This window comes from Amycolatopsis sp. NPDC102389, from assembly GCF_044765885.1.
Taxonomy (GTDB): domain Bacteria; phylum Actinomycetota; class Actinomycetes; order Mycobacteriales; family Pseudonocardiaceae; genus Amycolatopsis.
The window spans coordinates 45,639-71,636 of record NZ_JBIWKX010000001.1; the positions used below are offsets into that span (position 1 = coordinate 45,639).

24 protein-coding genes, 1 tRNA gene and 1 pseudogene are annotated in these 25,998 nt (G+C 69.3%); 13 read left to right on the forward strand and 13 right to left on the reverse strand.

The window, feature by feature from the left end; translation table 11 throughout:
• Positions 1–12: 12 nt before the first annotated feature.
• Positions 13–973, reverse strand: a pseudogene (locus ACIRGA_RS00180) (helix-turn-helix transcriptional regulator).
• A 61-nt stretch (positions 974–1,034) separates the two neighbouring features.
• On the opposite strand from ACIRGA_RS00180, the gene ACIRGA_RS00185 reads away from it, so the two are divergent.
• Positions 1,035–2,192 carry an epoxide hydrolase family protein gene (locus ACIRGA_RS00185; RefSeq protein WP_400935042.1) on the forward strand — a complete coding sequence of 386 codons (1,158 nt, stop codon included), beginning with the start codon at positions 1,035–1,037 and terminating at the stop codon, positions 2,190–2,192.
• Positions 2,193–2,487: 295 nt separating this feature from the next.
• On the opposite strand, the gene ACIRGA_RS00190 is transcribed toward ACIRGA_RS00185, so the two are convergent.
• The 4 genes from ACIRGA_RS00190 to ACIRGA_RS00205 all read right to left on the reverse strand — a co-directional run bounded on the left by ACIRGA_RS00190 (position 2,488) and on the right by ACIRGA_RS00205 (position 7,043).
• Positions 2,488–4,644, reverse strand: a complete 2,157-nt coding sequence (locus ACIRGA_RS00190; protein WP_400935044.1) for a DUF6461 domain-containing protein — start codon at positions 4,642–4,644, stop codon at positions 2,488–2,490.
• A gap of 67 nt (positions 4,645–4,711) precedes the next feature.
• Positions 4,712–5,071 carry an arsenate reductase family protein gene (locus ACIRGA_RS00195; protein ID WP_400935046.1) on the reverse strand — a complete coding sequence of 120 codons (360 nt, stop codon included), beginning with the start codon at positions 5,069–5,071 and terminating at the stop codon, positions 4,712–4,714.
• Positions 5,072–5,126: 55 nt separating this feature from the next.
• The gene (locus tag ACIRGA_RS00200) at positions 5,127–6,338 is read right to left on the reverse strand and encodes a PP2C family protein-serine/threonine phosphatase (protein WP_400935049.1); all 1,212 of its coding nucleotides are present in this window, start codon (positions 6,336–6,338) and stop codon (positions 5,127–5,129) included.
• Between the two features lie 9 nt (positions 6,339–6,347).
• The gene (locus tag ACIRGA_RS00205) at positions 6,348–7,043 is read right to left on the reverse strand and encodes a TetR/AcrR family transcriptional regulator (protein ID WP_400935051.1); all 696 of its coding nucleotides are present in this window, start codon (positions 7,041–7,043) and stop codon (positions 6,348–6,350) included.
• 58 nt (positions 7,044–7,101) lie between these two features.
• Here ACIRGA_RS00205 and ACIRGA_RS00210 point away from each other — a divergent pair, with 58 nt between their 5' ends.
• From ACIRGA_RS00210 to ACIRGA_RS00245, 8 genes are all read left to right on the forward strand, one after another.
• On the forward strand, positions 7,102–7,899 hold the full coding sequence (locus tag ACIRGA_RS00210; protein WP_400935054.1) for a thioesterase family protein: 798 nt from the start codon (positions 7,102–7,104) through the stop codon (positions 7,897–7,899).
• A gap of 78 nt (positions 7,900–7,977) precedes the next feature.
• Complete coding sequence (locus ACIRGA_RS00215; protein ID WP_400935057.1) at positions 7,978–10,029, forward strand: hypothetical protein; 2,052 nt, start codon at positions 7,978–7,980, stop codon at positions 10,027–10,029.
• Positions 10,030–10,145: 116 nt separating this feature from the next.
• Positions 10,146–11,342, forward strand: a complete 1,197-nt coding sequence (locus tag ACIRGA_RS00220) for a ricin-type beta-trefoil lectin domain protein (protein ID WP_400935060.1) — start codon at positions 10,146–10,148, stop codon at positions 11,340–11,342.
• A 392-nt stretch (positions 11,343–11,734) separates the two neighbouring features.
• Positions 11,735–12,406 (forward strand): FadR/GntR family transcriptional regulator, encoded by a 672-nt coding sequence (locus ACIRGA_RS00225; protein WP_093934717.1) that lies wholly within the window; start codon positions 11,735–11,737, stop codon positions 12,404–12,406.
• A 4-nt stretch (positions 12,407–12,410) separates the two neighbouring features.
• Complete coding sequence (locus ACIRGA_RS00230; protein WP_400935063.1) at positions 12,411–13,850, forward strand: amino acid permease; 1,440 nt, start codon at positions 12,411–12,413, stop codon at positions 13,848–13,850.
• On the forward strand, positions 13,847–14,800 hold the full coding sequence (locus ACIRGA_RS00235; RefSeq protein WP_400935065.1) for an asparaginase: 954 nt from the start codon (positions 13,847–13,849) through the stop codon (positions 14,798–14,800). Before ACIRGA_RS00230 ends, ACIRGA_RS00235 begins: the two co-directional genes overlap by 4 nt.
• A gap of 10 nt (positions 14,801–14,810) precedes the next feature.
• Positions 14,811–16,199, forward strand: a complete 1,389-nt coding sequence (aspA, locus tag ACIRGA_RS00240; protein WP_400935067.1) for an aspartate ammonia-lyase — start codon at positions 14,811–14,813, stop codon at positions 16,197–16,199.
• A gap of 157 nt (positions 16,200–16,356) precedes the next feature.
• Positions 16,357–17,979, forward strand: a complete 1,623-nt coding sequence (locus ACIRGA_RS00245) for a CocE/NonD family hydrolase (protein ID WP_400935069.1) — start codon at positions 16,357–16,359, stop codon at positions 17,977–17,979.
• On the opposite strand, the gene ACIRGA_RS00250 is transcribed toward ACIRGA_RS00245, so the two are convergent.
• Together ACIRGA_RS00250 and ACIRGA_RS00255 are read right to left on the reverse strand one after the other, a co-directional pair.
• A complete protein-coding gene (locus ACIRGA_RS00250; RefSeq protein ID WP_400935071.1) occupies positions 17,976–18,737 on the reverse strand; it encodes a metallophosphoesterase in 762 nt (253 codons plus the stop codon). The two genes, ACIRGA_RS00245 and ACIRGA_RS00250, sit on opposite strands and share 4 nt — an antisense overlap.
• 4 nt (positions 18,738–18,741) lie before the next feature.
• Positions 18,742–19,371 carry a GntR family transcriptional regulator gene (locus ACIRGA_RS00255; protein ID WP_400935073.1) on the reverse strand — a complete coding sequence of 210 codons (630 nt, stop codon included), beginning with the start codon at positions 19,369–19,371 and terminating at the stop codon, positions 18,742–18,744.
• A gap of 46 nt (positions 19,372–19,417) precedes the next feature.
• On the opposite strand from ACIRGA_RS00255, the gene ACIRGA_RS00260 reads away from it, so the two are divergent.
• Entirely contained in the window at positions 19,418–20,596 is a 1,179-nt protein-coding gene (locus ACIRGA_RS00260) for an aminotransferase class V-fold PLP-dependent enzyme (protein ID WP_400935076.1), read from the forward strand.
• Here ACIRGA_RS00260 and ACIRGA_RS00265 read toward each other — a convergent pair.
• Entirely contained in the window at positions 20,593–21,084 is a 492-nt protein-coding gene (locus ACIRGA_RS00265; RefSeq protein ID WP_400935078.1) for a DUF1453 domain-containing protein, read from the reverse strand. The genes ACIRGA_RS00260 and ACIRGA_RS00265 overlap by 4 nt on opposite strands.
• Positions 21,085–21,147: 63 nt before the next feature.
• Between ACIRGA_RS00265 and ACIRGA_RS00270 the strand changes: the two genes are divergently transcribed.
• Positions 21,148–21,765: a TetR/AcrR family transcriptional regulator gene (locus ACIRGA_RS00270; RefSeq protein WP_400935079.1), complete on the forward strand. Its 618-nt coding sequence runs from the start codon at positions 21,148–21,150 to the stop codon at positions 21,763–21,765.
• 41 nt (positions 21,766–21,806) lie between these two features.
• Entirely contained in the window at positions 21,807–22,226 is a 420-nt protein-coding gene (locus tag ACIRGA_RS00275; RefSeq protein ID WP_400935080.1) for a cupin domain-containing protein, read from the forward strand.
• Here the strand turns inward: ACIRGA_RS00275 and ACIRGA_RS00280 are convergent.
• Positions 22,223–22,741 carry a MarR family winged helix-turn-helix transcriptional regulator gene (locus ACIRGA_RS00280; protein ID WP_400935082.1) on the reverse strand — a complete coding sequence of 173 codons (519 nt, stop codon included), beginning with the start codon at positions 22,739–22,741 and terminating at the stop codon, positions 22,223–22,225. The genes ACIRGA_RS00275 and ACIRGA_RS00280 overlap by 4 nt on opposite strands.
• A gap of 14 nt (positions 22,742–22,755) precedes the next feature.
• On the opposite strand from ACIRGA_RS00280, the gene ACIRGA_RS00285 reads away from it, so the two are divergent.
• Positions 22,756–23,259, forward strand: coding sequence for a carboxymuconolactone decarboxylase family protein (locus ACIRGA_RS00285; RefSeq protein ID WP_400935083.1), 504 nt, complete (start codon positions 22,756–22,758; stop codon positions 23,257–23,259).
• Positions 23,260–23,540: 281 nt separating this feature from the next.
• Here ACIRGA_RS00285 and ACIRGA_RS00290 read toward each other — a convergent pair whose 3' ends face one another.
• From ACIRGA_RS00290 to ACIRGA_RS00305, 4 genes are all read right to left on the reverse strand, one after another.
• Positions 23,541–24,494: a GNAT family N-acetyltransferase gene (locus ACIRGA_RS00290; protein WP_400935086.1), complete on the reverse strand. Its 954-nt coding sequence runs from the start codon at positions 24,492–24,494 to the stop codon at positions 23,541–23,543.
• Positions 24,495–24,541: 47 nt separating this feature from the next.
• Positions 24,542–24,613 (reverse strand) — tRNA-Val (locus tag ACIRGA_RS00295).
• A 38-nt stretch (positions 24,614–24,651) separates the two neighbouring features.
• Complete coding sequence (locus ACIRGA_RS00300; RefSeq protein ID WP_016336116.1) at positions 24,652–25,113, reverse strand: peroxiredoxin; 462 nt, start codon at positions 25,111–25,113, stop codon at positions 24,652–24,654.
• A 76-nt stretch (positions 25,114–25,189) separates the two neighbouring features.
• A complete protein-coding gene (locus ACIRGA_RS00305) occupies positions 25,190–25,621 on the reverse strand; it encodes a DUF3052 domain-containing protein (protein WP_016336117.1) in 432 nt (143 codons plus the stop codon).
• Between the last annotated feature and the right edge of the window lie 377 nt (positions 25,622–25,998).

Below are 25,998 nucleotides of genomic sequence, written 5' to 3' on the forward strand. Positions count from 1 at the left end.
GCATTCAGAGGACTAAATGCGAGTGGCGTCGCGATACCGGTCGGCGAGCTCCCGCAAGTAGTCGACCAACTGCGGGGGTTCGGTCACCCGGAAAGGGGCGTTGAGGAGTCCTAAGTGGACGGCCATCGTCTCGATGCTGTCCGCGCCGGTGTGCAGGGACGCAGGTGTTCGCGTCGACGGCCTCCACCGTCCCGACGGCCGGGTTGATCCGCGCGGTCACCTCTTCGGCGGACGCGTGCACGGTGACGTCGGCCCGGTAACGCCAAGCGGCGGACGAGACCCCGCGCCGCACGCGGTCCGTGACGTCCTCGGGCAGCTCGCGCGCGGTGAACCGCGGACCGGTCGGGACACGCGGGGTCAGCCTGTCGACGCGGAAGGTGCGCCAGTCGCCGCGGTCGAGATCCCAAGCGACCAGGTACCAGCGGCGTCCCCAGTTGACCAGGCGATACGGCTCCACCTTGCGGACGCTTTCCGAACCGTCGTGGGTCCGATAGCCGAATCGCAGCACCTCACGATCCCGGCAGCAGGCCGTCAGCACGGTGAGCGTCCCGGCGTCGACGCGCGGGCCGGGATCGTCCCTCGGCACGGGGATCGTGTACGCCTGCAGGGCGTTCACGCGGCGGCGTAACCGGGACGGCAGTACCTGCTCCAGTTTGGCGAGCGCGCGCAACGACGTCTCCTCCACGCCCGCGATGGTGCCGCCGGCCGCGGTGCGCAGGCCGATCGCGACCGCGACGGCCTCCTCGTCGTCCAGCAGCAACGGCGGCAGGTCGGCGCCCGCGCCGAGCCGGTAGCCGCCGACGGAACCGCGGGTCGCGTTCACCGGATACCCGAGCGCGCGCAGGCGCTCGACGTCGTTGCGGATGGTCCGGGCACTGACCTCCAGGCGTTCCGCCAGTTCGGTGCCGGTCCAGTCACGGGGTGTCTGCAGCAGGGAGAGCAGACGGAGCAGTCTCGCCGAGGTTTCCAACATTTCGCCAGACTGCTCCTTCATTAGGAACGGGATGTTCCTAATGGCACTCTACCTTGGTCTTATGAACGCAAACACCGAGATCAAGCCCTTCCGCGTCGAGGTCGGCCAGGCCGAGCTGGACGATCTGGCCGACCGCCTCGCCCGCGTCCGCTGGGCGAACGAACTGCCCGCCGACCAGGTGACCGACGGGGTCCAGCGCGGACCGGTCACGCCGGGCTGGGAGTACGGCGTGCCGCTGGAGTACGTGCGACGGCTGGTGGCGTACTGGCGCGAGGGCTACGACTGGCGGAAGTGGGAGGCGAAGCTGAACGAATACCCGCAGTTCACCACGGAGATCGACGGGCAGAACATCCATTTCCTGCACGTCCGCTCGCCGGAGCCGGACGCGAAGCCGCTGATCCTCACCCACGGCTGGCCGAACTCGGTCTTCGAATACCTCGACCTGATCGACCGGCTGACCGATCCGCGCGCTCATGGCGGCGATCCGGCGGACGCCTTCCACGTGGTGATCCCGTCGCTGCCCGGGTTCGGCTTCTCCGGTCCGACGCGTGAGAAGGGCTGGAACCGGTACCGCACGGCTCAGGCTTGGGCCGAACTGATGCGCCGACTCGGCTACGAGCGCTACGGCACGCACGGGAACGACGCCGGTTCGTTCGTCGCCCCCGAGGTCGGGCGCGCCGACGCCGAGCACGTGATCGGCGTGCACGTCACGCAGCTGTTCTCGTTCCCCAGCGGCGACCCGGCGGAGTTCGAGGGCATGACCGAGCAGGAACTGGAGTACCTGCAATTCCTGCAGCATTTCAACGACAACATGTCCGGCTACGCGAAACTCCAGGAGAGCGCTCCGCAGAACCTCGCGCACGCGCTGGCCGACTCGCCGACCGGGCAGCTGGCCTGGAGCGCGCAACTGCTGTCCGGCACCAGCGACGACCACGTGCTCACCAACGCGACGCTGTACTGGCTCACCAACACCGCGGCTTCGGCGGCGCGGTTCTACTACGAGGACAAGCACGCCGAGCACCCCACCGAGCCGACGACGGCGCCGACCGGCCTCGCGAGTTTCGCCTACGACTTCCGGCCGCTGCGACGGTTCGCCGAGCGGGACCACGCGAACATCGTTTCGTGGCGGGAATTCGACCGCGGCAGCCACTGGGCGACCCAGGACGCGCCGGACCTGCTGGTGGGCGACATCCAGGACTTCTTCCGCGACCTGTCCTGACCCTCGGAACCCCGGCCGCGGTCGTGTCGTCCTTCCAATCACGCGAGTCGTCCGTCCAGACACGTGTGTCGTCCGTCGGATCACGTGAGACCGTCGGCGCCGAAACCCGTGAGCGGCAGGGACGGTTCCGACCCGCACGGCATTTTGTTCGTCCCGGTGTCGCGGCGCAGCCAAAACCGGTGAGCGGGGAAGATTCCGGACGCTCAACGTCCGCGATCTTCCCCGCTCGAGGTGTCAAACCGCTCGGCGCCGCGGCGGCGGGGCTGCTCGCGGCGGCCTTCGCCTCACGCGGGATTCACCGGTCCACCACCCGGCGAGCGTGATCGAGGAGGTCCGCGGCGGAGGCACCGGCCGCGTACCGGGCGGCGTTCAGCGTGCCGATCGCGGCACCGAGCGGGTCCGGGTTGGTCGCGCGGTGGATCGCTTGCCACAACCAGGCGTGTTCCCGGTGAGCGTGCAGTTGCGATCTCCTGGCCAGCAGCTCCGCCGCGGGGCTCAGCCTGCGGCGCGTCAGCGTGTCCGCGACGACAGGGTCACCGGCCACACCTGCGTTTTCGGCCGCGGCGGTAGCGGCGTGCCAAGCCAGGTCCCGCAACGTCTCGTCGGCGACGAAGGCCAGCCGGTCGGTGTCGGCGCCCAGCGGGCCGTCGCCGGGGTACCGCCGTGAACCGTCCGCGTTTCGCGCCTCGGGATACAGCTGCGCCAACCGTGGCACGATCCGGTACGCGACGTCCGCCGCCGTCATCCGCTCGATGTCTTCGGCCGTCATCCGGTATCCGGTGTACCGCTCGATGGCGACGAAGGCCTTCTGCCGCCGGTCTCGATAGCTGTCGAAATCGAGGCCCGCCAAGGCTTCGCGCACGCCCTGGTCCGCGATCTCCTCCTGATGCCCGAGTTCGAACCCCGCGAGGACCTTTCCCTTGTCCGCGAACGACAACCGGGTCACCCCGTTGATGTTCCAATACATACTCGCCGTCCGGCCCGCCAAGGACACCGGCTCCAGGACCGGCCCGTACGAACCCTGGTAACCGTTGAACTCGGCAGCCAGCACCCCGCCGTCGACGCGGAGCACGACCACCCACGGATCCAGCTCGAACTGCTGCGACAGTTCCAGCGCGGACACCGGCTCGGCGGGGTCGGCGCCGAAGCCGCGGAGCACCTCGTCCGCGGTGCCTCCCGCGATCACCGTGACAGTCGCCGCTTCGCCGAGCGCGCTCTCGCCGATCCACCGGTAGCCGGCCTCCGGCGGGATCTCGATCTCGGGCACGGGCTCGCCGCGCAGGACGTAGCCGAGCCGATCCGCTTGCTTGTGCACGACGTCGGGCGACGGCGGCGCTTCCCAGAGGATCAGTTCGTAGCGTTCGCGCTCGTCGCCGTCCCGGCCGATCGCGTGCACCCGGACCCGGAAATCTCCCGGCCATGGCGGGGACACCGGCCGACGACGGTCAGCCTCGCCGAGGATCGCGTCGCCCCGCTCCGCCCGCCAGGAGATCTCGACGACCTCGTCCCACCAGTCGACGTCCAGCCTGTCCGGTGGCCCTTCGAGAACCTGCGTCGACACTTGCATCTGCCCCTCGCCGAGCCCGGTCCGGACGGCGATCCCGCCGGGAACCGTTGCGACGAGACCATTTCCGCTGAAATCGGCCTCGGCTTCGACCGGCCGCTCGGCCAGCACGAAGCGATGCCCGCGCACAGGTGCCGAACCCGACGAACGCGACGGGAGCAGATACGCGGCCCGGCGTTTCTCGAGCAACGCGGCCGGATACGCGGACGGCATCGGACTTCCACGCAACAGAGCCGAGACGGCGCCGAGCGCGACACCGACGACGGCCGACGGCTTTCCGGCGAGCATCGGCGCTTCGATCCGCTTCAGGATCGGCATCGCGACCGCGACTGCCAGCGCGAGGTGCGCCGCGCCGTGTTCCGCGGCGAGTTCCTCCTCGCCGGTGAGCTCCGGGCCCGGCCGCAGCATCGGGGCCACTTCCGCGTGCGTGGCCAGCTCCGCGACCAGCGCCACGATCAACCCGGATACCCCGGGCCTGAGCTGATCGAGCAGCCGCACCTCGGTCACGGTCTCGGCGACCGGCCCGTCCATCGTCACGAAGCCGAAGGCCTGCGGCGTCCGCTCCGGCCCCGGCACCGCCGCGGCGACCTCGTCCGGGACGGCGACCGAGAGCCCGTCCAGGGTCAGTTCGAGCGCGCCGAGCAGCCGTTCGGAGACCGGGTCGCCGAGAGAACGCAACAGGGCCAGCGCTTCCGACTCGCCGTGCCCGGTCGCCGATCGCCCCGTTCGCAGGGTGAAGGCGTCCGGATCAGCCTCCGGCGCGCCCAGCCTGCCGAGGGCCGCGGCCGGACCGCGAGGGATCCGGGCGCGTACGACCGGGACCAGCTCGGCGACCACCGGCACGAGTGCCTCCACCGATCCCGGCGGTATTTCGACGTGCTCGTCCACCCCAGACCTCCAGCGCTTCGTCGTCGGCAGGAACCGTAGCGATCCCCACCGACAACTTCCGGCGCCGTCAGCCGGGCAGCACCGATCGCACGGCCTCCGGGGTCCGTCCCACCACGGTCGTGCCGTCGTCGGCGGTGATGATCGGCCGCTGGATCAGCTTCGGATGCGTGACCAGTGCCTCGATCCACCGGTCACGGTCGGCGGCGGTGCGCCCCCAGGTCTTGAGTTCGAGTTCCTTCGCGATCGGCTCTGCGGTGCGGGTGATGTCCCACGGTTCGAGCTCGAGCCGCTTGAGGACAGCCTTCAGTTCCTTCGCGGTCGGCGGCTCTTCGAGGTACTTCCGCACGGTGTACTCGGCCCCCGCGTCGTCCAGCATCGACACCGCGGACCGGCATTTCGAACACGCCGGGTTCACCCAGATCTCCATCCGGGGCCACCTCCCTCTCGAAAAATGCTCACTCGATGAAGCACGTTACGGCGAATCACCCTCGGTTCGGTTCGCGCCGGGCCACGAGGAGGGCGATGTCGTCCTGCGCCGGAGTGTTGCCGACGAGCGCGGCCATCACGCGCGCGCACACCGCTCCGGGCTGGTCCGCGGACACCACGTCCGCGAGCCGCCGCAGGCCGACGTCGATCAGCTGGTCCCGGCGCTCGACGAGACCGTCGGTGTAGAAGGCGAGCACACCACCGGGCGGCAGGGCGACGACGGTTCTTCGCCGTCCCGGCCCGGTGACCCCGATGGGCGGATCGACCGGGGCGTCGACGAACACCGACGGGCCGCCGGGCGGCGCGAGCACCGGCGGCAGATGGCCGGCCAGCGAGATCGCCATGCTGTCGCGCGAAGCCGGCACCAATCCGTACACGACGGTGGCCAGGGTCCCCGGCTCGAAATGCTGGACCTTCCGGTCCAGTTTGGACAGTACTTCGGCCGGGTCGTCCGATTCGAGCGCGTAGGCACGCAGCGCGCTGCGCAGCCGCCCCATGATCACGGCGGCGTTCAGGCCGTGCCCGGCGACGTCGCCCATCACGATGCCGAGGCGGTCGCCCGGCAGTGGGAACAGGTCGTACCAGTCGCCACCGACCCCGGGTTCGGTACCCGGCACATACCGCGCTGAGAACCGCATTCCCGCGACGTCGGGCAGCCGCCCAGGCATCAGGCTCCGCTGGAGCGCCGCGGCGGCCGCGCGATCGCTGGCGGCGACGTCGATCTGCACCTCGAGCGCGAGCCGCGCGGCCACCAGCCGCAGCAGCTCGACGTCGGTTTCGGAGAACTCCTTCGCCGTCACCGACCCGACGTGCAGGACGCCGATCAGGTCGTCCCCCGCGAGCATCGGCACGCCGAGCAGCGTGCGCAGCCCTCGTTCCCACAGGAGCGCGTTCACCACCGTGGTCTCGTCCACGCGGTCGATGATCACCGGGCGGCGCGACGCGGCCACCCGTCCCGCGAAGCCGGCGCCGACGGGGACCCGGACGTCCTGATAAACCTCTTCCTCGATCCCGGAAGCGGCGATCGCCTGCACCTGCTGGGCCGACGGGTCGTACCGCAGCACGGTGGCCGTGTCGACCCCGAGAACATCGCGCACGCGCGCCAGGATCGTCGCCATCACCTTGTCCTGGCCGAGGTGGCCCAGCGCCGTGTCGGTGATGGCTTCGAGCACCTGGAGCCGATCGTCGGCCGTCGGGGTCTCGGACATGCGCTGAGCCTAACCAGTCCGGCCGGCGGACACCGCCCAGCCCGCCGCCACTTCGTCGAGATCCCCCGCCAGTGCGGCACTCGGCGGAATGGCGTCCCGCGGCACGCGGCAGGCGAGCGCCGTGCCGAGCCCGGCCATCCGGATGACGCCGTCGATCAGCGCCTCGGGCTCCTCGGGCCAGTCGAACCCCGGCTGGGCGATCAGCAGGCTCACGCAGCCGTGCATCGCCGACCAGAGGCCCATCGCGAGGACTTCCGGTTCGCCGCGCAGCGTCCCGGCCCGCACGCACGCGGCGGTCGCGTCGGCGAGATACCGGAAACAGGCGACCGCGCCGGGCGAGGAACCACCGGAAGGACGCATCAGGAGCACCCGGTACTGCACCGGATGGTCGAGGGCGAACCGGGCGTACACCCGTGCGCAGCGGCTGAGCGCCCGCATCGGATCGGCGCCCTCGACGGCGTACTCGCGCATCCGGCGCGCGAGTTCGTCCCACACCCGCAGGCAGACCGCCTCGAGCAGGGCGTCCCGGCTGGGGAAATGGGAGTAGACCGACGGCGTGGAGACGCCGGTGCGGCGCGCGACGGCGCGCAGCGTCAGCGCCTCGTCGGTGCCCGCCTCACCGAGCAGGGCGTCGGCGGCGGACAAGATCTCGCCCCGCAGCCTGTCCCCTTCGCCCGGCCGCGCCTTCGTCCGCTTCGCGCCCATGCCGTGATGCTGCCAGCATTGACTTGACACCGTCAACTTGACGATGTCAGCTTGAGGTATGGCGCATTTCCGGACCGCGACCGCCCTCGTCCGCCGGGGCGAGGAGCCGGTGTTCGACACCGAGCTCGATCCACAGTGGACGATCGGGACGAAGCTGCACGGCGGCTATCTCCTCGCCGTGCTCGCCAAGGCCGCCGCCGAGGTCTCCTCGCATCCGCACCTGACCGCGATCAGCGGCTCGTTCTCCGTGGCCCCCGAGCCCGGCCCCGCGGTCGTCGAGGTCGAGGTGCTGCGCGAAGGCCGCGGCCTCACCCAGCTGCGCGCGCGGCTGAGCCAGCACGGCGCGCCCTGCACCGAAGCGCTGATCACCCAGGGCGTCCTGACCGACGGCGACGCGTGGTGGTCCGGAGTGGACCCGATCGAGATCCCGCCGGAGCTGGACTGCCTGCCCGTGCCCGCCGACGGCGGTGGCGGATTCCGCATCGGCCTGATGGACGTCGTCGAGCAGCGGCTCGACCCGGCCGCGGCGGGTTTCGCGGTGGGACAGCCGTCCCGGAAGGGCGTCATCTCGTCCTGGCTGCGGCTCGCCGACGGCAGTGACTGGGATCCGGTGAGCCTGCTCGTCGCGCTCGACCCGGTACCGCCCATCTCCTACGACCTCGGGATCGCGGGCTGGGCGCCCACCGTCCAGTTCACCGCGTACCTGCGCGGGCTCCCGGCACCGGGTCCGGTGCGGGTGCGGATGCGCGCGGGTGAGCTCGGCGGCGACCGGATGGACGAGGTCGCGGAGCTTTGGGACGAAAAGAACAGATTGATCGGGCAAGCGACCCAGATCGCCGCCGTGCGCCTCCCCTGAACCACCCGAAAGCGGGTTCACGACGCGACGCCGGGAGTTAAGATCCGGCGTCGACGTCATTGTTCTGGGGGCAGGACCATGGAAGTGGAACCACGCCGCGCGGGTGAGAACGACTCCGCCGTCGCCGGCGAGATCACCCGGCTCTGCCGGACCCTGGTGCCGCTGGCCGCCGCCGGCAAATACGCCGAGGCCTCGTCGACGTATCGCTGGGTGACCAGGGCCTCGTCCGGCGATCCGCTCCGCTACGTCGATCACGCGCTGCGGCTGGAATTCTGCGCCCTCACCGGCAACGAGCACACCGGTCTCGATCTTCTGTCGCTTTTGGACGGTGTCGGCGATCATCCGGACGCCGTCGGCAGGCTCGAGTTCTTCGCCTCGGCGGCACTGCTCACCCGCCGGTTGACGGAAACCGGATACGGCGACATCCCGTTCGTCCTCAACGGACCCTACGACGGTGTCTCCCTGAGCCGGCTGCACCAGCGGATGCGGGCGGCGGCCTTCGTCGAAGCCGAGGAACTCGACGGACGCGAGCACACCGGTTACTTCACCGGCTACGCCGAACGGAAGATGGCCGCGAAACCGGTCGCGGAATTCGTCCCGCTCCTGCCGTCGGCACTCCCCCGGATCCCGATCCTGCCGCCGCCGGGACTGTCCGCGGAGGAACTCGTCGTCCGGGCGGAGATCCACAATCACCGGTGCGAACCGGAGGAGGCGCGAGCCTGTCTCGACGCGATCGAAAGCGTCCCGGACGAGATCGCCCCTCGGCTGAGCGAACTGCGCGCGATCTTCTTCCAGGGCGAGGACACCGAGGAGCGGCTGCGCCACGCGGCCGCCGGATTCCGGCGCCAGGGCGACGAAATCCGGTTCCTGCTCAACCAGTGCTGGCTCGGCCTGTGGCTCGTCTTCGACGATCAGGTGGAGACCGGGGTCGCGCTGACGACGGTGGCCGCGGCCCGGTTGCGCGCCGGGACGGACGAGCGCGCCGCCTGCTGGGGCGAATACTGGCTGGCGCACGTGCTTTCCGGACAGGGCCGCGTTTCCGAGGCGTACGAGGCCTTGCGGCGGGGCGCCGAGCGGGCTCGCGAAGCGGGTGATCCCTTGCTCCACGGGACTCTTCTCTGTCTGGAAGCGTCGTTGCGGAACGGCGACGGCGAGGATCCGGTGGCCACACTGGAACTCGCGCGGGCGGCGACGGACGCGTTCATCGTCGGGAACGTCGGCGAGAAGGCCGTCGAGGCCGTCGAACAGGTCCGGATCGCCTACGAGCGCACAGGATCGCTCGACGAGTTGGACGTCTTCGTGGAGCACCTGCTGGCGACGCTGCCTGTGGGCGGCCCGGAACGGTTGCGCGGACATCTGCGTCACCTCCGGGCGCTGTCGCTGATCGGCACCGGCAGGTTCGTCGAAGCCGTCGACGACGCCTACGCGTCCCTCGGTATCTCCGCCTCGAAAGGCAAGGACACCGCGGAACACTGGTACGTCCTCGTCACCGCGCTGCACGGTGCCGGCCGCTACGACGAAGTGCTCGACGTCGCTCCCCGCGCCATCGCCCTGCTCGCCGTCTCACCGGACTGGGACCACCGCTGCCGGTGGATGTACGCCGACAGCTACCGCGCGCTCGGCGAATCTTCCCGTGCCTTCGACGAATACGCCGTCCTCGCCGAAATCCTCCAGGATTCGGGCGACACCGGGCACTCCTACATCTCGGTGAGCATGGCCGCGGCCGAACAACTCGACCTGCTCGGCTACGGCGCGAACGCCGCCGACTTCTACGCGCGAGCCGCCGACGCGGCCTCGGCGATCGGCGGCGGCTATGTGGCAGCCACCTGCCGTAACGCCGCGACGCTTTCCCGGCTGCGGTCCGGCGACCTGGACGCGGCGCTGAGCGCGCTCGACGCCGCGGAAACCGCGGTGCACGCCGTGAAAACCGAGACGGCGCCCGTCCGGGAGCATCTCGTCGCGCAGCTCGACCACGTGGCCGCCCACGTGCTCAGCGCCGCCGGCCGCGTCCGCGAGGCCGCCCGCCGCGCGCTCCGCGCCGCCGAAACGTTCCACCGGATAGGCGAAGCCGAGTCCGCCCGTGACGTCGACCTGTTGCTCGAAGAGATACTCCTCGGTGAACAGAAGTGACGTGTGTCCTGTTCTGTCAGTGACATGCCCACCTTCCGGTGCTTATGATTCCTGGCGGTCTAGACCTCTTTGACGCATCCGGATGCCTCATCCCTGCGATGAAAAGGCGGTTCGGCATGACCGGAAGATTCCTCAGACTCGTGGCAGGCGCCGCGTTGGCGCTCGGCGTCCTGTCCCTGCCCGCTCCCGTGGCGGCCGCGGCTCCCGCTTCGGCGGTCTGCGACGGTGACGGCGTCAGCGGAAAACGCGTTCAAGCGCTTTATGTCCGCGGGAACACGCAAGCGGACCGATACGGGCAGTTCGCCGGCCAATTCCAGACTTTCACCAGCCAGATCGACGACATCTTCGTCGAAGCCGCGGCCCGGCTCGGCGGCGGCGTCCGGCACGTCCGGTACGTGCACGACGCGAGCTGCCGGGCGACGGTCGCCAACGTCGTCATCGCGCAGTCCGCGATGGCCAACGTGGACACGATCACCAACGCCATCAAGGCACAGGGCTACAACCGCGCCGACCGCAAGTACATCGTCTGGTACGACGCGGGCGGCTGCGGGCTCGCGTTCGGCAACGGCGGCAACGACAGCCCCGGCGCGAGCAATCCGTACAACGGCGGCCCGCACTACGCCACGGTCGGCACGGGATGCTGGAGCTGGCAGGCCACCGGACACGAACTCCTGCACAACCTCGGCGCCGTCCAGGGCAGCGCGCCGAACGCGACGCCGTACGGCCATTGCTGGGACGACGAAGACATCATGTGTTACGACGACGGCGGCCTCCCGCCGGGCGGCCTGAAGAAGGTGTGCCCGGGCGCGCCGGAAAACCAGATCGACTGCCTCGGCGACGACTACTTCCACACCAATCCCGCGCCCGGCAGCTATCTCGCCACGCACTGGAACGTGGCCAACAGCGAGTACCTGATCCGAAGCGGCACCCCGTATCCGGCCGGGCGGATCATCGGCGTGACCGGGAAATGCGTCGACGTCGACCATTCGCAGATCGTGAACGGCACGGCGGTGCAGCTGTGGAACTGCAACGGCACCGCCGCGCAGACGTGGGCCGTGCAGAACGGGACGTTGCGCGCGCTCGGGAAATGCCTGGACGTCGCCAACAGCGGCACGGCGGACGGGACGCGGGTGCAACTCTGGGACTGCAACACGACCGGGGCGCAGACCTGGCGGCGGCAGGGCTCGACGCTGGTCAACCCGCAGTCCGGCAAATGCCTCGACGTCGAGGGCGGCGGCACCGCCGAAGGCACGCGGCTGGTGATCCGGACCTGCGACGGGGCGGCGGGCCAGTCCTGGCAGGTGCCCGCCTGATCCGCGTTCAGCTCACCGGGGTGGGGGGGGGGGGGGGGGGGGGTGGGGGGGGGGGGGGGCGGCGACCCCCCCCCCCCCACCCCCCCCCCCCCCCCCCCCCCCACACCCCCCCCCCCCCCCCCCCCCCCCCCCCCCCCCCTGCTCGACGACGTTGTGACACTGGCCACCTCCGCGCGGGAATCCGGTGTCACCACGGAACTCCGCGTCTCCGAAGGTGCCCAGCACGGCTTTCACTTCTCAGGCGATTACCCCATCGACGCTGACCTCGCAGGCTGGATCGCGGCCCTCGGCTGATCTCTTGACAAAGTGTTGGACCGACCGCACGATCTCGTCTCATGAACCTGTCTGACAGCCAGACAGCCGGACATGGTGGTCCACGACGCGTCAGCGCGATGGAAGCCGTTCTGGCCCATCTCCGCGGCGCCATCGAGCGTGGCGAGTACCCCGTCGGCCAGAAACTGCCGTCGGAATCCGCGCTCGGCAAGGAGTTCGAGGTCAGCCGCTCGGTCGTCCGCGAAGCACTGCGGGGACTGCAGGCGCTCGGCCTCACCGTGTCCAAAACGGGCAAAGGGACCTTCGTGACCGCCACCGGGCCGGTCGAGAACCCCACCTTCGGGACCTACTCGGCCCGCGACCTGTTCGAGGTCCGGCGGCATGTGGAGATCCCCGTCGCCGGATACGCGGCCGTGCGCCGCAGCACCGACGACCTGGACCTGCTCGGTCACCTCGTCGAGCGCATGGACCTCGAAACCGACAACACCGCGTGGGTGGCGCTGGACTCCCTGTTCCACATCACCATCGCGCAGGCCTCGGGCAATCCGGTGTTCGGCAAGGTCATCGAAGAGATCCGGGACGCGCTGGCGCGCCAGTCGTCCTTTCTCAACCAATTGGGGGACCGTCGGACCCGCTCGAACACCGAGCACCGTGAGATCGTCACCGCCATCGCCTCCGGTTCCGAAGCGGACGCCATCGCGGCGATGACCTCCCATCTCGAGCACGTCGAGAACGCGCTCACCACCATCGTGCGGCCAAGCCACACGACGCACCAGAACAAGGACGACTGACACCGTGACCGAACAGACCCTCAGCGCGGACGGCAAAGCCGCGCCGGTGCCGGCCGACGCCGGTGACGCCGGCTACGACAAAGCGCTGAAACCCCGCCACGTCAACATGATCGCGATCGGCGGGGCCATCGGCACCGGCCTGTTCCTCGGCGCGGGCGGACGGCTCGCGCAGGCGGGCCCGGCACTGGCGATCGTGTACGCGGTCTGCGGCCTTTTCGCGTTCTTCGTGGTGCGCTCGCTCGGCGAACTCATCCTGTACCGCCCTTCTTCCGGCGCCTTCGTTTCCTACGCCCGGGAATTCATGGGCGAGAAGGGCGCTTTCGTCGCGGGCTGGATGCACTTCCTGAACTGGTCGACGACCGGTATCGCGGATATCACCGCGATCGCGCTGTACGCGCATTTCTGGTCGTTCTTCACCCCGATCCCGCAATGGGTGCTGGCGCTCGTCGCGCTCGCGGTGGTGCTGGCGCTGAACATGGTTTCGGTGAAACTGTTCGGCGAGATGGAGTTCTGGTTCGCCATCATCAAGGTCGCCGCGCTGGTGACGTTCATGGGGATCGGGATCTTCCTGCTGGTCACGCAGCAGCCGATCGACGGCACCACGCCGGGCTTCTCGCTGATCTCCGACCACGGCGGGATCTTCCCGGCCGGGGTGCTGCCGATGGTGCTGATCGTCCAGGGTGTCGTGTTCGCCTACGCCTCGGTCGAGCTGGTCGGCGTCGCCGCCGGTGAGACGGAGAACCCGCGCAAGATCATGCCGAAGGCGATCAACTCGATCATGTGGCGGATCGGGATCTTCTACGTCGGCTCGGTGATCCTGCTGACGATGCTGATGCCGTGGGACGCCTACTCGAAGCAGGAGAGCCCGTTCGTCACCGTGCTCTCGCATATCGGGGTGCCGCAGGCGGGCAACGTGATGAACCTGGTGGTGCTGACCGCGGCGCTGTCCAGCCTGAACTCGGGCCTCTACTCCACCGGCCGCATCCTGCGGTCGATGTCGCTGGCCGGCTCCGCGCCGAAGTTCACCGGCGTGATGAACAAGAACCACGTGCCCTACGGCGGGATTCTGCTCACCTCCGCGGTCTGCGTCGTCGGTGTCGGCCTGAACGCCGTCGTGCCGAGCCAGGCCTTCGAGATCGTGCTGAACTTCGCCGCCGTCGGCATCCTCGGCACCTGGGCGATCATCGTGCTGTCCCATCTGCTGTTCGTGCGCAAGGCCAAGCGCGGCGAGGTCAAGCGTCCGTCGTACCGCCTGCCGTTCTCGCCCTACACCGAGATCGCGACGCTGGTCTTCCTCGCCGCGGTCGTGGTGCTGATGGGCTTCGACGAGACCGGCCGGATCACCCTGTACTGCCTGCCGATCATCGGGCTCGCGCTGGTGGCGGGCTGGTTCGGGGTCCGCAAGCGGATCAACATGGACGTCTTCGAAAAGACGAAGCTGTGATCCCCGAGATCCGCGTTCCCGCGCACGAACCGCTGGTGCACGTCCTTCGCGATGGCATGGTCGAGGGGGTGCACCACGGTTCGGCCGTGGTGCTCGCGCCCGACGGCCGCGTCCTGTTCGCCGCGGGCGACGTCGAGGCGGCGTTCTATCCGCGTTCGGCGGCGAAACCCTTGCAGGCCACCGCGATGGCGCGACTCGGGGTCGAGCTGAGCGCCGCCGGGTTCGCCGTCGGCGCGGCCAGCCACTCCGGCGAAGAGATCCACCTGGCCGAGGTGCTCAGAACCCTCGACGGTGCCGGGCTCACCGCGGAAGATCTGCGGACGCCGGAAGACCTGCCGTTCGACCCGGTCGAGCGCGACGCTTGGATCGCTTCGGGGCGGAGCGCCTCGAAGCCGGCGCACAACTGTTCCGGCAAGCACGCGGCGATGCTCGCGACCTGTCGTCGGCACGGCTGGTCCACAAAGGACTATCTGGACGCCGCGCATCCGCTGCAGCGCGCGATCGCGGAGTGCGTCGAAGACCTGACCGGACAGCGGATCCCGAAGGTCGCCGTCGACGGCTGTGGCGCTCCCCTGTTCGCGGTCTCGCTGCGCGGCCTCGCCCGCGCGGTCGGCAAGATCGCCGCGGCGGCGCCGGGAACACCGGAAGGCCTTGTCGCCGAAGGGATCCGGAAGCATCCGGAACTGGTCGCCGGTACCCGTCGCGACGTCACCGCGCTCATGCGCGCGGTACCCGGCCTGATCGCCAAGGACGGTTTCGAAGCCGTCCAGGTCGCCGCCCTCCCGGACGGGACGGCGATCGCGATCAAGATCGCCGACGGCGGTGACCGCGCCCGCCGGCCGGTGCTCGCCGCCGCGCTCACGTTGTGCGGTGTCGATCAGACCGTGCTGGAGCCCACCCCCGGCCTGCGCGTGACCGGCGCGCTGGCCGAACTTCACCTCGCCGCCTGAGGAGCCTTCGATGCACCGCGTGGAACACGATCTGCTGGGAGACAAGGAAGTCCCCGCCGACGCCTATTGGGGCGTGCACACCGCCCGGGCGCGGGAGAACTTCCCCATCACCGGCACCGCGATCTCCGCGTACCCGCACCTGATCGAGGCGCTCGCCTCGGTCAAGGAGGCCGCCGCCCGGGCCAACGCCGATCTGGGATTGCTGGAGCCGGACGTCGCCGACGCCATCCGCCGGGCGTGCCGCGAGATCCGCGAAGGCGCGCTGCACGACCAGTTCGTCGTCGACGTCATCCAGGGCGGCGCGGGCACCTCGACGAACATGAACGCCAACGAGGTGATCGCGAACCGCGCGCTCGAACTGCTCGGGCACAAGAAGGGCGATTACGCCCGCGTGCACCCGAACGAGCACGTGAACCTCGGGCAGTCGACCAACGACGCGTACCCGACCGCGGTCAATGTCGCGACGATCATCGCCGTGCGCGAACTGGCCGAAGCGATGGTCGTGCTGGAACAGGCTTTCGCGGCCAAGGCCGTCGAGTTCCACGATCTGCTGAAGATGGGCCGCACGCAGTTGCAGGACGCTGTCCCGATGACGCTGGGGCAGGAATTCGGCACCTACGCGGTCATGCTCGGCGAAGACCGGCTTCGGCTCACCGAGGCGGTGGCGCTGCTGCACGAGATCAACCTCGGCGCGACCGCGATCGGCACCGGGCTCAACGCCGCGCCCGGGTACGCCGAAGCCGCCGTCGCGCACTTGCGCGAGATCACCGGCCTGCCCGTCGTGTCCGCCGCGGACCTCATCGAGGCGACGCAGGACTGCGGCGCGTTCGTGCACCTGTCCGGGGTGCTCAAGCGGATCGCGGTGAAGCTTTCCAAGAGCTGCAACGATCTGCGGCTGCTCTCCTCCGGGCCCCGGGCGGGGCTCAACGAGATCAACCTGCCGCCGGTGCAGGCGGGGTCGTCGATCATGCCCGGCAAGATCAACCCGGTCATCCCCGAGGTGGTCAACCAGGTCGCGTTCGAGGTCATCGGCAACGACGTCGCCGTCACGATGGCGGCCGAGGCCGGGCAGCTGCAGCTCAACGCGTTCGAACCGCTGATCCTGCACTCGCTTTCGGAGAGCATCACGCATCTGCGGTCGGCCTGCCTGGTGCTGGCGGAGCGGTGCGTCTCCGGGATCACCGCGAACGCCGACGTGATGCGCGGCTACGTCGAGAACTCGATCGGGCTGGTGACCGCGCTGAACCCGAGCATCGGGTACGCGGCCGCGACCGAGATCGCCAAGGAAGCGCTCGAGACCGGGCGTGGCGTGGCGGAACTCGTCGTCGAGAAGGGCCTTCTGCCCGCCGAGGAACTGGCGAAACTGCTCAAGCCGGAGACACTCGCCCGGCTTTCCTGAAGACCCGCGGGGCGGTACCGGGCGGTCCGCCCCGCGCCACGAAAGCGTCCTTCATCGCGGACTTCGCGATGAAGGACGCTTTCATTTCAGGCGGGCGAGAGGCCACGCGAGTACGGTCGTAAGCGGAAGGTGATCCTCCGCGCGAAAGGCGGCCCGCGTGCTCGACCGACTTCTCGACCGGTACCTCGGTCTCCCGCCCGCCGAGGGCCCCGCCCCCTCGGTGACCAAGGCGATCCCCGTCCCGATGCCCGATGGCGTCCGCCTGCTGGCGGATCGCTACGCCGTTCCGGGCGACGAGCCGCGGCCGGTCGTGCTGATCCGCACGCCGTACGGCCGCAAGGGCCTGATGGGCAAGATCTTCGGCGAGACGTTCGCGCGGCACGGGTTGCAGACGGTCCTCCAGAGCACGCGCGGGACCTTCGGCTCCGGCGGCGAGTTCCGGCCGTTCCACCTGGAGAAGGAGGACGGCCTCGCCACCGTCGCGTGGCTGCGCGAGCAGCCGTGGTGCGACGGCCGGGTCGCGATGGCGGGCGCGAGCTACCTCGGCCACACGCAATGGGCCGTCGCGCCGTACCTCGAAGAGCCGCTCGAAGCGCTTTGCCTCGGTGTCACCGCGTCGGAATTCGTGTCGACCTTCTATCCCGGCGGGATCCTCGCGGTCGACAACATGGTGTCGTGGTCGGCGCTGATCGGACGGCAGGAAGGCCGGTTCGCCGGCCTGCCGAATCCCTGGCAGACGAAGAAGACCCGCCGGGCCATGGCGCATCTACCGGTCTCCGGCGCCGACGTCGCGGCCATCGGCGAGCAGGTGCGGTTCCTCCAAGACGTCTCCGCGCACGCCGAACCCGGCGACGACTTCTGGGCGCCGTCCGACCACAGCGCCGAAGTCGCAGCGCTGACGACGCCGGTGACCATGGTGACCGGCTGGTACGACCTGTTCATCTCCGCCCAGCTGCGTGACTTCAAGGAACTCGCCGCGGCCGGACGCGAACCGCGGATCACCATCGGCCCGTGGGCGCACGGCGAACCCGCCAGCCTCAAAACCCTGCTGACCGACCAGATCGGTTTCCTCTCCGCCCATCTCCTCGGCGATCGCGCGCCGCTGAGGCAGTCACCCGTGCGCCTGTATCTCCAGGGCTCCGGGCGCTGGCTCGACTTCGAAAGCTGGCCGCCGAAGTCCGGCGCCACCCCGTACTTCCTGCGTCCTGGCGGGCTTTCCGTCACCGAACCCGTCGAGTCGAAGCCGGGCACGTTCACCTTCGACCCGGCCGATCCGACGCCGACCGTCGGCGGGCCGCTGCTGTCGGGCGTGCAGAAACAGCAGGACAACAAGGACGTCGAGGCGCGGCGGGACGTGTTGCTCTTCACCGGTGACGTGCTCGAACGCGATCTCGACGTCATCGGCGAGATCTCCGCGCTGGTGCACGTCCGGACCGACCTCGGGCACGGTGACGTCTTCGTCCGGCTGTGCGATGTGGACCGTCGCGGCGTCTCGCGCAATGTCACCGACGGCGTTCTCCGCCTGCGTCCCGGCAGTCCTGAGTCCGATGTGGACGGTGTGGTCGCGGCCGAGATCCCGCTCGACCCGACGGCCTACCGGTTCCGGCGCGGCCACCGGCTGCGGGTGCAGGTCGCGGGCGGCGCGTTCCCGCGCTTCGCCCGCAACCACGGCACCGACGAACCGGTCTTCAGCGCGGTGGACGGGAAACCCGCGCGGTTCGAGATCTTCCACGACCCCGCGCATCCGTCCCGGATCACGCTGCCGGTGTTCGGGGGTTAAGCCGGGACCACCCGCTGGTGCGTGGTCAGCCTGCCGTCGTCGTGCAGCACGTGGAACAGCAGCGACGGCGGCAGGTCGTAGTCGACCGGGCCACCTTCGGCCCAGTGCCGGAGGCCGTTCTCCTCCCACGGGAACAGGATGCTCGACCCGACCGAGGGCGCCGACCGCAGCGGCACACCGGCGAACGTCGTCGACGCCGCGGTGTGGACGTGCCCGCAGAGCAGAGCGACCACGCGCGGGTGACGAGCGAGCACCTCGGCCAGCTTGTCCTCGCCGTACTGGCGCATCGCGTCCACCAGCGGCAGGCCGAGCGCGACCGGGGGGTGGTGGAAGGCGATGAAGGCGGGGCCGTCGCCGCCGGAGAGGACGTCGTCCAGCCAGGCCATGGTCTCGTCGTCGAACTGTCCGTCCGGCTTGCCCGGGATACTCGAATCGGCCATGACGAACGTGACGTCGCCGACGGTGTGCGCCACGTTGACGGGGCCTTCGTCCGGCGCCTGCCCGAGCAGCCCTTCTCGGAACGGGCCGCGCTTGTCGTGGTTGCCGGGGCAGGTGAACAGCGGAGTATCGGTCTTGAAGAGCTCGGCCGCGCGCCGGTACTCCTCGACGGTGCCGTGGTCGGAGATGTCACCGGTCACGAGGATCGCGTCGACCGGTGTCGCCAGGCCCTCCAGGTACCGCATGACCCGCGCCGTCCGTTCGTCGGCGCGGTCCCCGCCGTCGAGATGGTTGTCGCTCAAATGTGCCGTCACGAACATCGTGTCACCCCATGTCTTCCAGATATGCCAACGTTTTCACCCAGTTCCGCCGGAGCAGCCCGACGGCCGCATCGAGGTCCGCCGCGCGGATCGCCTCGGCGATCCGGTGGTGTTCCTCGATACTCTCCTTCGACCGCTCGACGCCACCGAAATAGCGTGCGTCATAGCGTTTCAGCAGCGGCTTCGTCTGCTCCAGCAGGCGCAGCAGATGGGTGTTCGTGCACCGCGAGACGAGCAGCGCGTGCCAGCGATCATCCAAAGTGGACAGATCGCCTTGCCGCCCGAGTTCCACGGCCATCTCGGCGGCGATCCGGTCCAGACCGCCGGTGAGCCCGGCGAGGTCCTGCGGCGAACTCCACCGCAGCGCGAGCGATTCCAGCTCCGCGACGAGCGGATACAGCTGCCTGGCCTCGTCCGGATCGAACGGCGGCACGAGGAAGCCCCGGTTCGGCGCCGAGACGAGCAGGCCGCGATCGGCCAGCCCGATCAGCGCCTCGCGCAACGGGGTCCGGCTGACGCCCAGTTCGCGGGCGAGGTGCACCTCGTTGATACGGCTGTCCGCGGCGATCCGGCCGTCGAGCACGCGAGCGGTGATCTCCTCCGCGAGGTCGCGCCGGAGCAGGTTCCTCGTCATCGGCACAGTATTGCATGCACTTCGCCCGTACTGTATTCAGTTAGGCATGACGGACTTCGATGTGACCCGCGCTCGCGCCGAAACCCCGGGCTGCGCGGAGGTGGTCCACCTCAACAACGCCGGATCGTCGCTGCCGCCCGCACGGGTGACCGACACCGTCGTCGATTACCTGCGCGAAGAGGCCCTGATCGGCGGATACGAGCAGGCCGCGGCGACCGTGGAGCGGATGAACGGCGTCTACGCCTCCGCCGCGCGCCTTGTCGGCGCCGGCCCCGACGACATCGCCCTGACCGACAACGCGACCCGCTCCTGGCAGGCGATCTTCTACGCGCTGCCCTTCTCCGCCGGAGACCGGATCCTGACGGCGAAATCCGAGTACGCGAGCAACGTCATCTCCTTCCTGCAAATCGCGAAGCGCACCGGCGCCGTCGTGGAGGTGGTCGAGAACGACGAGTCCGGACAGCTGGACGTCGAAGACCTCAAGCGCCGCGTCGACGGCGACGTCAAGCTGATCGCCGTCTCCCACGTGCCGACCCAGGGCGGGCTGGTGAACCCGGCCGAGGAGATCGGCGCGGTCGCGCGCGAAGCCGGGATCCCGTTCCTGCTGGACGCGTGCCAGAGCGCCGGCCAGATCGACCTCGACGTCGCGCGCCTGAACTGCGACGCGCTCAGCGTGACCGGCCGCAAGTACCTGCGCGGACCACGGGGCACCGGCTTCCTCTACGCGCACCCGCGCCTGCGCGAACGCGTCGAGCCCGCGATGCTCGATCTTCATTCGGCGCTGTGGACCGCGCCCGAAAGCTACGAAGTCGATCCGACGGCGAAGATGTTCGAGGTCTGGGAACGCGATCACGCCGCCCTGCACGGCCTCGGCGCGGCGATCGACTACGCCCTCGAATGGGGCATGCCCGCCATCGAAGCCCGCGTCGCCGCGCTCGCGGCGAAACTGCGTGAAGCGCTCAGCGAGATCCCCGGCGTCCACGTCCGCGACCAGGGCCTGCGCAAGTGCGGGATCGTCACGTTCGACGTGGCGAAAACACCGTCGCAGGAAGTGAAACAGCGCCTGGCCTCGGCGAAGATCAACGTCAGCGTCACCGAGGCGACGTCGGCCCAGTTCGACTTCGCCGAGCGCGGGCTCCCGCCGATGGTCCGGTCTTCGGTGCACTACTTCAACACCGAAGACGACCTCGACCTCCTTGTCGGCGAAGTCCGAAAACTGGCCTAGCGGCGGGAAAGCAGCGACTCGGACGGCGGGGCGTACGGCAGCCCCGTCGTCTTCGCGCGCTTACCGATCATCAGCGCCTCCCCCAGCAGGCTGACGCCGATCGACAACGTCACCGGCCGCGCGTCGGGATGCGCCCCCGCCGTGGTGGCCAGGAAACCGATCCCGAAGTTCACCACCAGCGACAGCACCCAGACGCCGAACGTCCAGCCGGTGTAGCGCAGCCAAAGAACGCCCTCGCGCTCGAACAGTTTCGTGGTGGCGGCACGCACCGCGCCGAGGCCGCAGCCGACCGCGGACCCCAGCACGAGCCAGAGACCGTCAGTGAAGGTGAAGGCCTCCAGTTTGGCCAAACCGTAGACGCCGATCCCGAGCAGGATCACCGGCGCCCCGAACACGTCACGGGCCACCAGTGGCTCGCCGCGCAGCCTGCGCACGACGATCGCGATCACCACGGCGACCACCAGCGCGATCAGCAACCAGGTCTTCATGAACTCCCCCTTTGTAGCATGACTGTGCCAAATAAAATAGCAAGGTCGTGCTATAAAGACAACGTGCCCAAGATCGTCGACCCCGAGGCCCGCCGCCTGGAGATAGCCGAAGCCGTCTTCCGGGTGATCCAGCGGGATGGCCTCGCCCAGGCGTCACTCAGGAGCGTGGCCGAGGAAGCCGGCCTCGCGATCGGTTCGGTGCGGCACTACTTCCGCGGCCACGACGAGCTGATCGTGTTCGCCATGCGCGCGCTCGGCGACCGGCTGGAGACGCGGTTGCTGCGGCACCTCCCCGATCTGCTCGACCCCGCGACACCACGCTCACGGCGGCAGGAAATCACCGAAGCGCTCCTCGGCGAACTACTGCCGCTCACCGAGCAGACCCGGGCCGAAACCGACGTCTGGCTGGCGTTCTCGGCCGCCGCGAAGAACCGGCCCGACCTCGCCGAGGAGGCCGCCCGCATGTACGCCGGGGTCCGCGCCCTGGTCCGCCGCGTGCTCGACGGCGCGAACGACGCGGGCGGCCTGCTCGACGGCCTCGACCTGGCCGTCGAGACCGAGCGGCTGGCCGCGCTGCTTGACGGGCTCGCGTTGGCGACGGGCCGGACCTCGCCGGAGCTGATGCGCACGGTGCTCCGGCGGCATCTGGAGAGCCTGCGGCGGACACTCAGGGCCGAATGAACGGCCCTTTCGGGCAGTGTCGATCGCGGTACCGTTCCCTCATGCGCCTGCGGTCCGTGACCACGCTGCTCGCCACTCTCGTTCTCGCGCTCGCCGTCCCCGCGACGGCCGAAGCGACCCCCGGGTCCGGGGTGACCGGGACGATCTTCGGGCAGAAGACGGTCGGGAACACCGACTACGTGCTGCGCGAGGTCGTCGTCCAGCCCGGCGGTTACACCGGCTGGCACTACCACGACGGGAAGCTGTACGCGTATGTCAAGGCAGGCACGTTGACGCACAACTCGGCCGACTGCGGGCTCGACGGCCTGTACCGGCAGGGCGCCGTCTTCACCGAGCCGAGCGACACCGTCCACATCGGACGGAACCTCGGAACGACACCGGTGGTGCTGGAGGTGCTTTACGTGCTGCCGCACGGAAGCCCGCTCTCACAGGACGCGCCGAACCCGGGTTGTCCGTTCTAGGCGCCGAACCAGCTGGCGACGTCGAGACGGAAGCGGTCCGTCGGCGCCATCGTCCGGAGGTCGGCCTCGAGCGCACGGACCCTGTCGATGCCCAGCGCGTCGGCCCACTCCTTGCGCACCTGCTCGAAGATCGCCGCCGACCGGCCGAGTGAGTCGAACCCGCGGCCGGTGAGCCGCACGACCTTGCGCCGCGCGTCGGCCGGGTCGTCGACGCGTGCGACGTAGCCGAGCTGTTCCAGCCTGTCGACGGTCTTGCCCGCCGCCTGCTTGCTGACGCCGAGCCGCCGCCCGATCTCGCTCGCCGTCGCGCCTTCACGGCCGATCGCCTGCATGGCGAAGCCGTACGCCGGCCGGACGTCGGGATGCCCCTGCTCGGCCAGTTCGGCGTGCATCCGGTCGATGATCGAGCGGAAGCCCGCGAACAGCAGGAGCGGCAGCTCAAAGCCGGGAGTTTCGCGAACTCCCTTGCCAGGTTCGACAACTTGGTTTACCTTTTCGTCAACCACGTTGACCATCTTAAGGGGAAGCCTTGTTCACCGAGCACACCGTCGAAACCGCCCCCGAAGCCGCACGTCGCACCATGGAAGCGACCATCCGGAAATTCGGGCACCTCCCCACCGCCGTCGCCCGGCAGGCGTCGTCACCGGAACTCCTCGACGGATTCCTGAAACTCAGCGCGAGCTTCGAGCGGACGACACTCGACCCGCTCGCGCGGGAAACGGTCGTGATGACCGTGGCGACCCGCAACGGCTGCGAGGTGTGCGTCGAGATCCACACCGACAGATTGAAGGGTCACCACGCGGACGACGACGTCATCGCGGCGCTTCGCACGCAGCAGCCCGTTCCCGACGAACGACTGGAAGCCGTCCGGCAGTTCACGCTCGCGGTACTCGAAACCGCCGGCGCAGTCGACGACGAGACGCTGCGGACCTTCTTCGGGCACGGATACACCGAACGGAACGCCCTCGAAGTCGTCATGGGCATCGGCGCCTACACGATGTCGACCCTGGCGAACAGGCTCATCCGCGCCTAGCCACTCTGCGTGATCACCCCTCGCGGCCCGGGATCACTCCAATGGCCGCCGATCTTGATGTATCTGGGCAGACCCGACCGTCTCCTGTCTTGTGCAGCCGAAAGTTCGCCACCCGCGGCGCGGCGCACCGGCGGTCTGGCCTGCCGAGGGGGCAGACCAGACCGCCGAAAACCGAAGACGTTCCACAGGTGTTGGGGGTGCGTGAAGGCCTCCTTCCCTCGGCTCAGTCGAGGGAAGGAGGCCTTCACGTGTCTTCCCCCGCATTTAGTCCTCTGAATGCGTCAGGTCTCGAGCGCCCAGCGCACGTACCGCATCGCCGGCACGAAGCCCGCCTCCTCGAAGACCCCGAACGCCCCGGACGGATCCGCCGAGTCCACATTCAGGCTCGCGCGGTCGTAGCCCTGCCCCGCGGCGGCTCTCAGCGCGTGCCCCATCAGCGCGCTCGCCACACCCCGCCGCCGATACTCCCGAAGTGTTCCGATCGCCATGAAATGCGCGTCGCGGACACCGGTGGCCTCCGTGTCGGCGTCCCAGCACAGGGTCACCAGCATCCCGACCGCACGGCCCTCCTCACGAAGCAGAAAGCTGGCCTTGGGCCGAAAAGTCTGATTGGTGATCTTGTTCCGCCAGAGATCGGCGGGCATCGGCACGGCGCCCCAGTAGTCCCGGTACGCCTCGTTCCGGACCTTCCGGAAATCCTCGTCGTTCCGCTCCGACCACGGCTCGACCACAAACCCGTCAGGAAGCTTCGAAGCATCCAACGCGGAGAGCGAGTGCTCCATGCGCTGGAAGTAGCGCACCGGCACGAAACCCCGGGAACGGACGAGCTCGGCCAAACCCGCGATGCGCTCGGGCCGGTTGACGTCCACCACGAGCTTCGAGCCCGGATGGTGCGCCTCGTGCACCACCTCGGCCGCCGCCACACCCGCGTCGACGAGCGCGCCACCGATGCCCCGGCGGCGATATCCGGGGTGGACCCCGCCGTCGAGGAAGACCCGATGGACCTCTTCCACGGACGGCTTGAAGCGGATCTTCATGTAACCGGCCATCACGTCGCCGTCGAAGGCGGCGAGACTCGCCCGTTCCAGATCCGCGTACGGGTCGATCAGCTCCTGGAGGGTGTCCTCCGCCGTGTAGTTCTCGCCGATCCCGTCGACGGTCTCCATGGCGTTGAGGAGGTCGGCCGACGCCTGGGCGTCCTCGCGGGTGAGCGGCCGCCACGTGAGGTCGTGCATGCGGGCGACGCTAGCGCCGCGCGTGCGGCCTGTCGCCGGGTTTTCGGTGGGCGCAGTAGGGATCGAACCTACGACCGCTCGGGTGTAAACCGAGTGCTCTCCCGCTGAGCTATGCGCCCGGGAGGTGGCACCCGCGCACGGGTGCCACCGTGAAGACTCAGGCCAGCGAGGCCACGGCCTTCTTCCACGCCTGCTGGTCGCGCGCCTCACCGGGCTGGTTGACCTCGGCGAACCGGACGACGCCGTCCTTGTCGATCAGGAAGGTGCCGCGGGTGGCCAGGCCGGCCGCCTCGTTGAAGACGCCGTAGGCCTTCGCGACCTCACCGTGCGGCCAGAAGTCCGAAAGCAGCGGGAACTGGTAACCCTCCTGCTCCGCCCACGCCTTGAGCGAGAACGGGGTGTCCACGGACACGCCGATGACCTGGACGCCCTGGCCGTCGTAGTCCGCGAACTCGTCGCGGAGCTGGCACAGCTCACCGGTGCAGATGCCGCTGAACGCGAACGGGTAGAACACGAGCAGGACCGGCTTGTCGCCCTTGAAGGACGAAAGCGTCACGGACTGCTTGTTGTAGTCGTTGAGCGTGAAGTCCGGGGCTTGCGATCCGACCTCGACGGCCATACCGGCGGTTTCCTCTCAAGAGCGAACAGGGGCCTGCGACGACAACCCTATCGTGTCGATCGCGCGGCTCCCGAAGTCACCGCTTGGTCTTGGACGACTTGGGCGAAACCAGCCGCGTGCCCGCCCACTTGGGGCCGGCACTGATGTTGGCCGTCTGCGCCAGCCCGACCTGGGGCACCGCCTCGGCGATGTCACTCGGCTCGACATGCCCGGGCTGACCCGTCTTCGGGGTCAGCACCCAGATCACGCCGTTCTCGTTCAGGGGGGTCCGGACCTCGATCAGCGTGTCACCGAGATCACCGTCGTCTTCGCGCCACCACAGCAGCACCACGTCGATGACCTCGTCGGCGTCCTCGTCGAGGATGTCGCCGCCGATCTGTTCCTCGATCGCCGCACGAAGGTCGTCGTCGACGTCCTCGTCCCAGCCGATCTCCTGGACCACCATGTCCGGCTTGATCCCGAGCCTTTCGGCGACGCTGCTCTGATCAGCGTCTCCCGCGGCGACCACTGCTGTCACTCCTCCAACTACGACGGAGCGTGGTGTCGCGTCGGCCTGATCGACCGGGCGGGCACCACACTCGGGTACACGATGCCCGTTAGCGAACACTGGTGAAGCGATCCGCGCAACCGTCCACACCGGATCTTGAACAACTCGTGTCGCGGCGTACGGACATTCAGCCCACTCCGACGGGGTCAATCCGGGCGCGCCTGGGCGTCCCCGAACGCCCTGCTTTAGGGTGGGAGAGAAAACGCGCGCGCGAGTACAGGCGCGTGCGAGGCGTGTCGCAATCGGGTCCGCGAACGTTACCGATCAGTAGCGGTGACGAGAACGGAACCGGAGGACGACGATGGACGGCGAACACGCCCGCGTACGAGCACAACCAG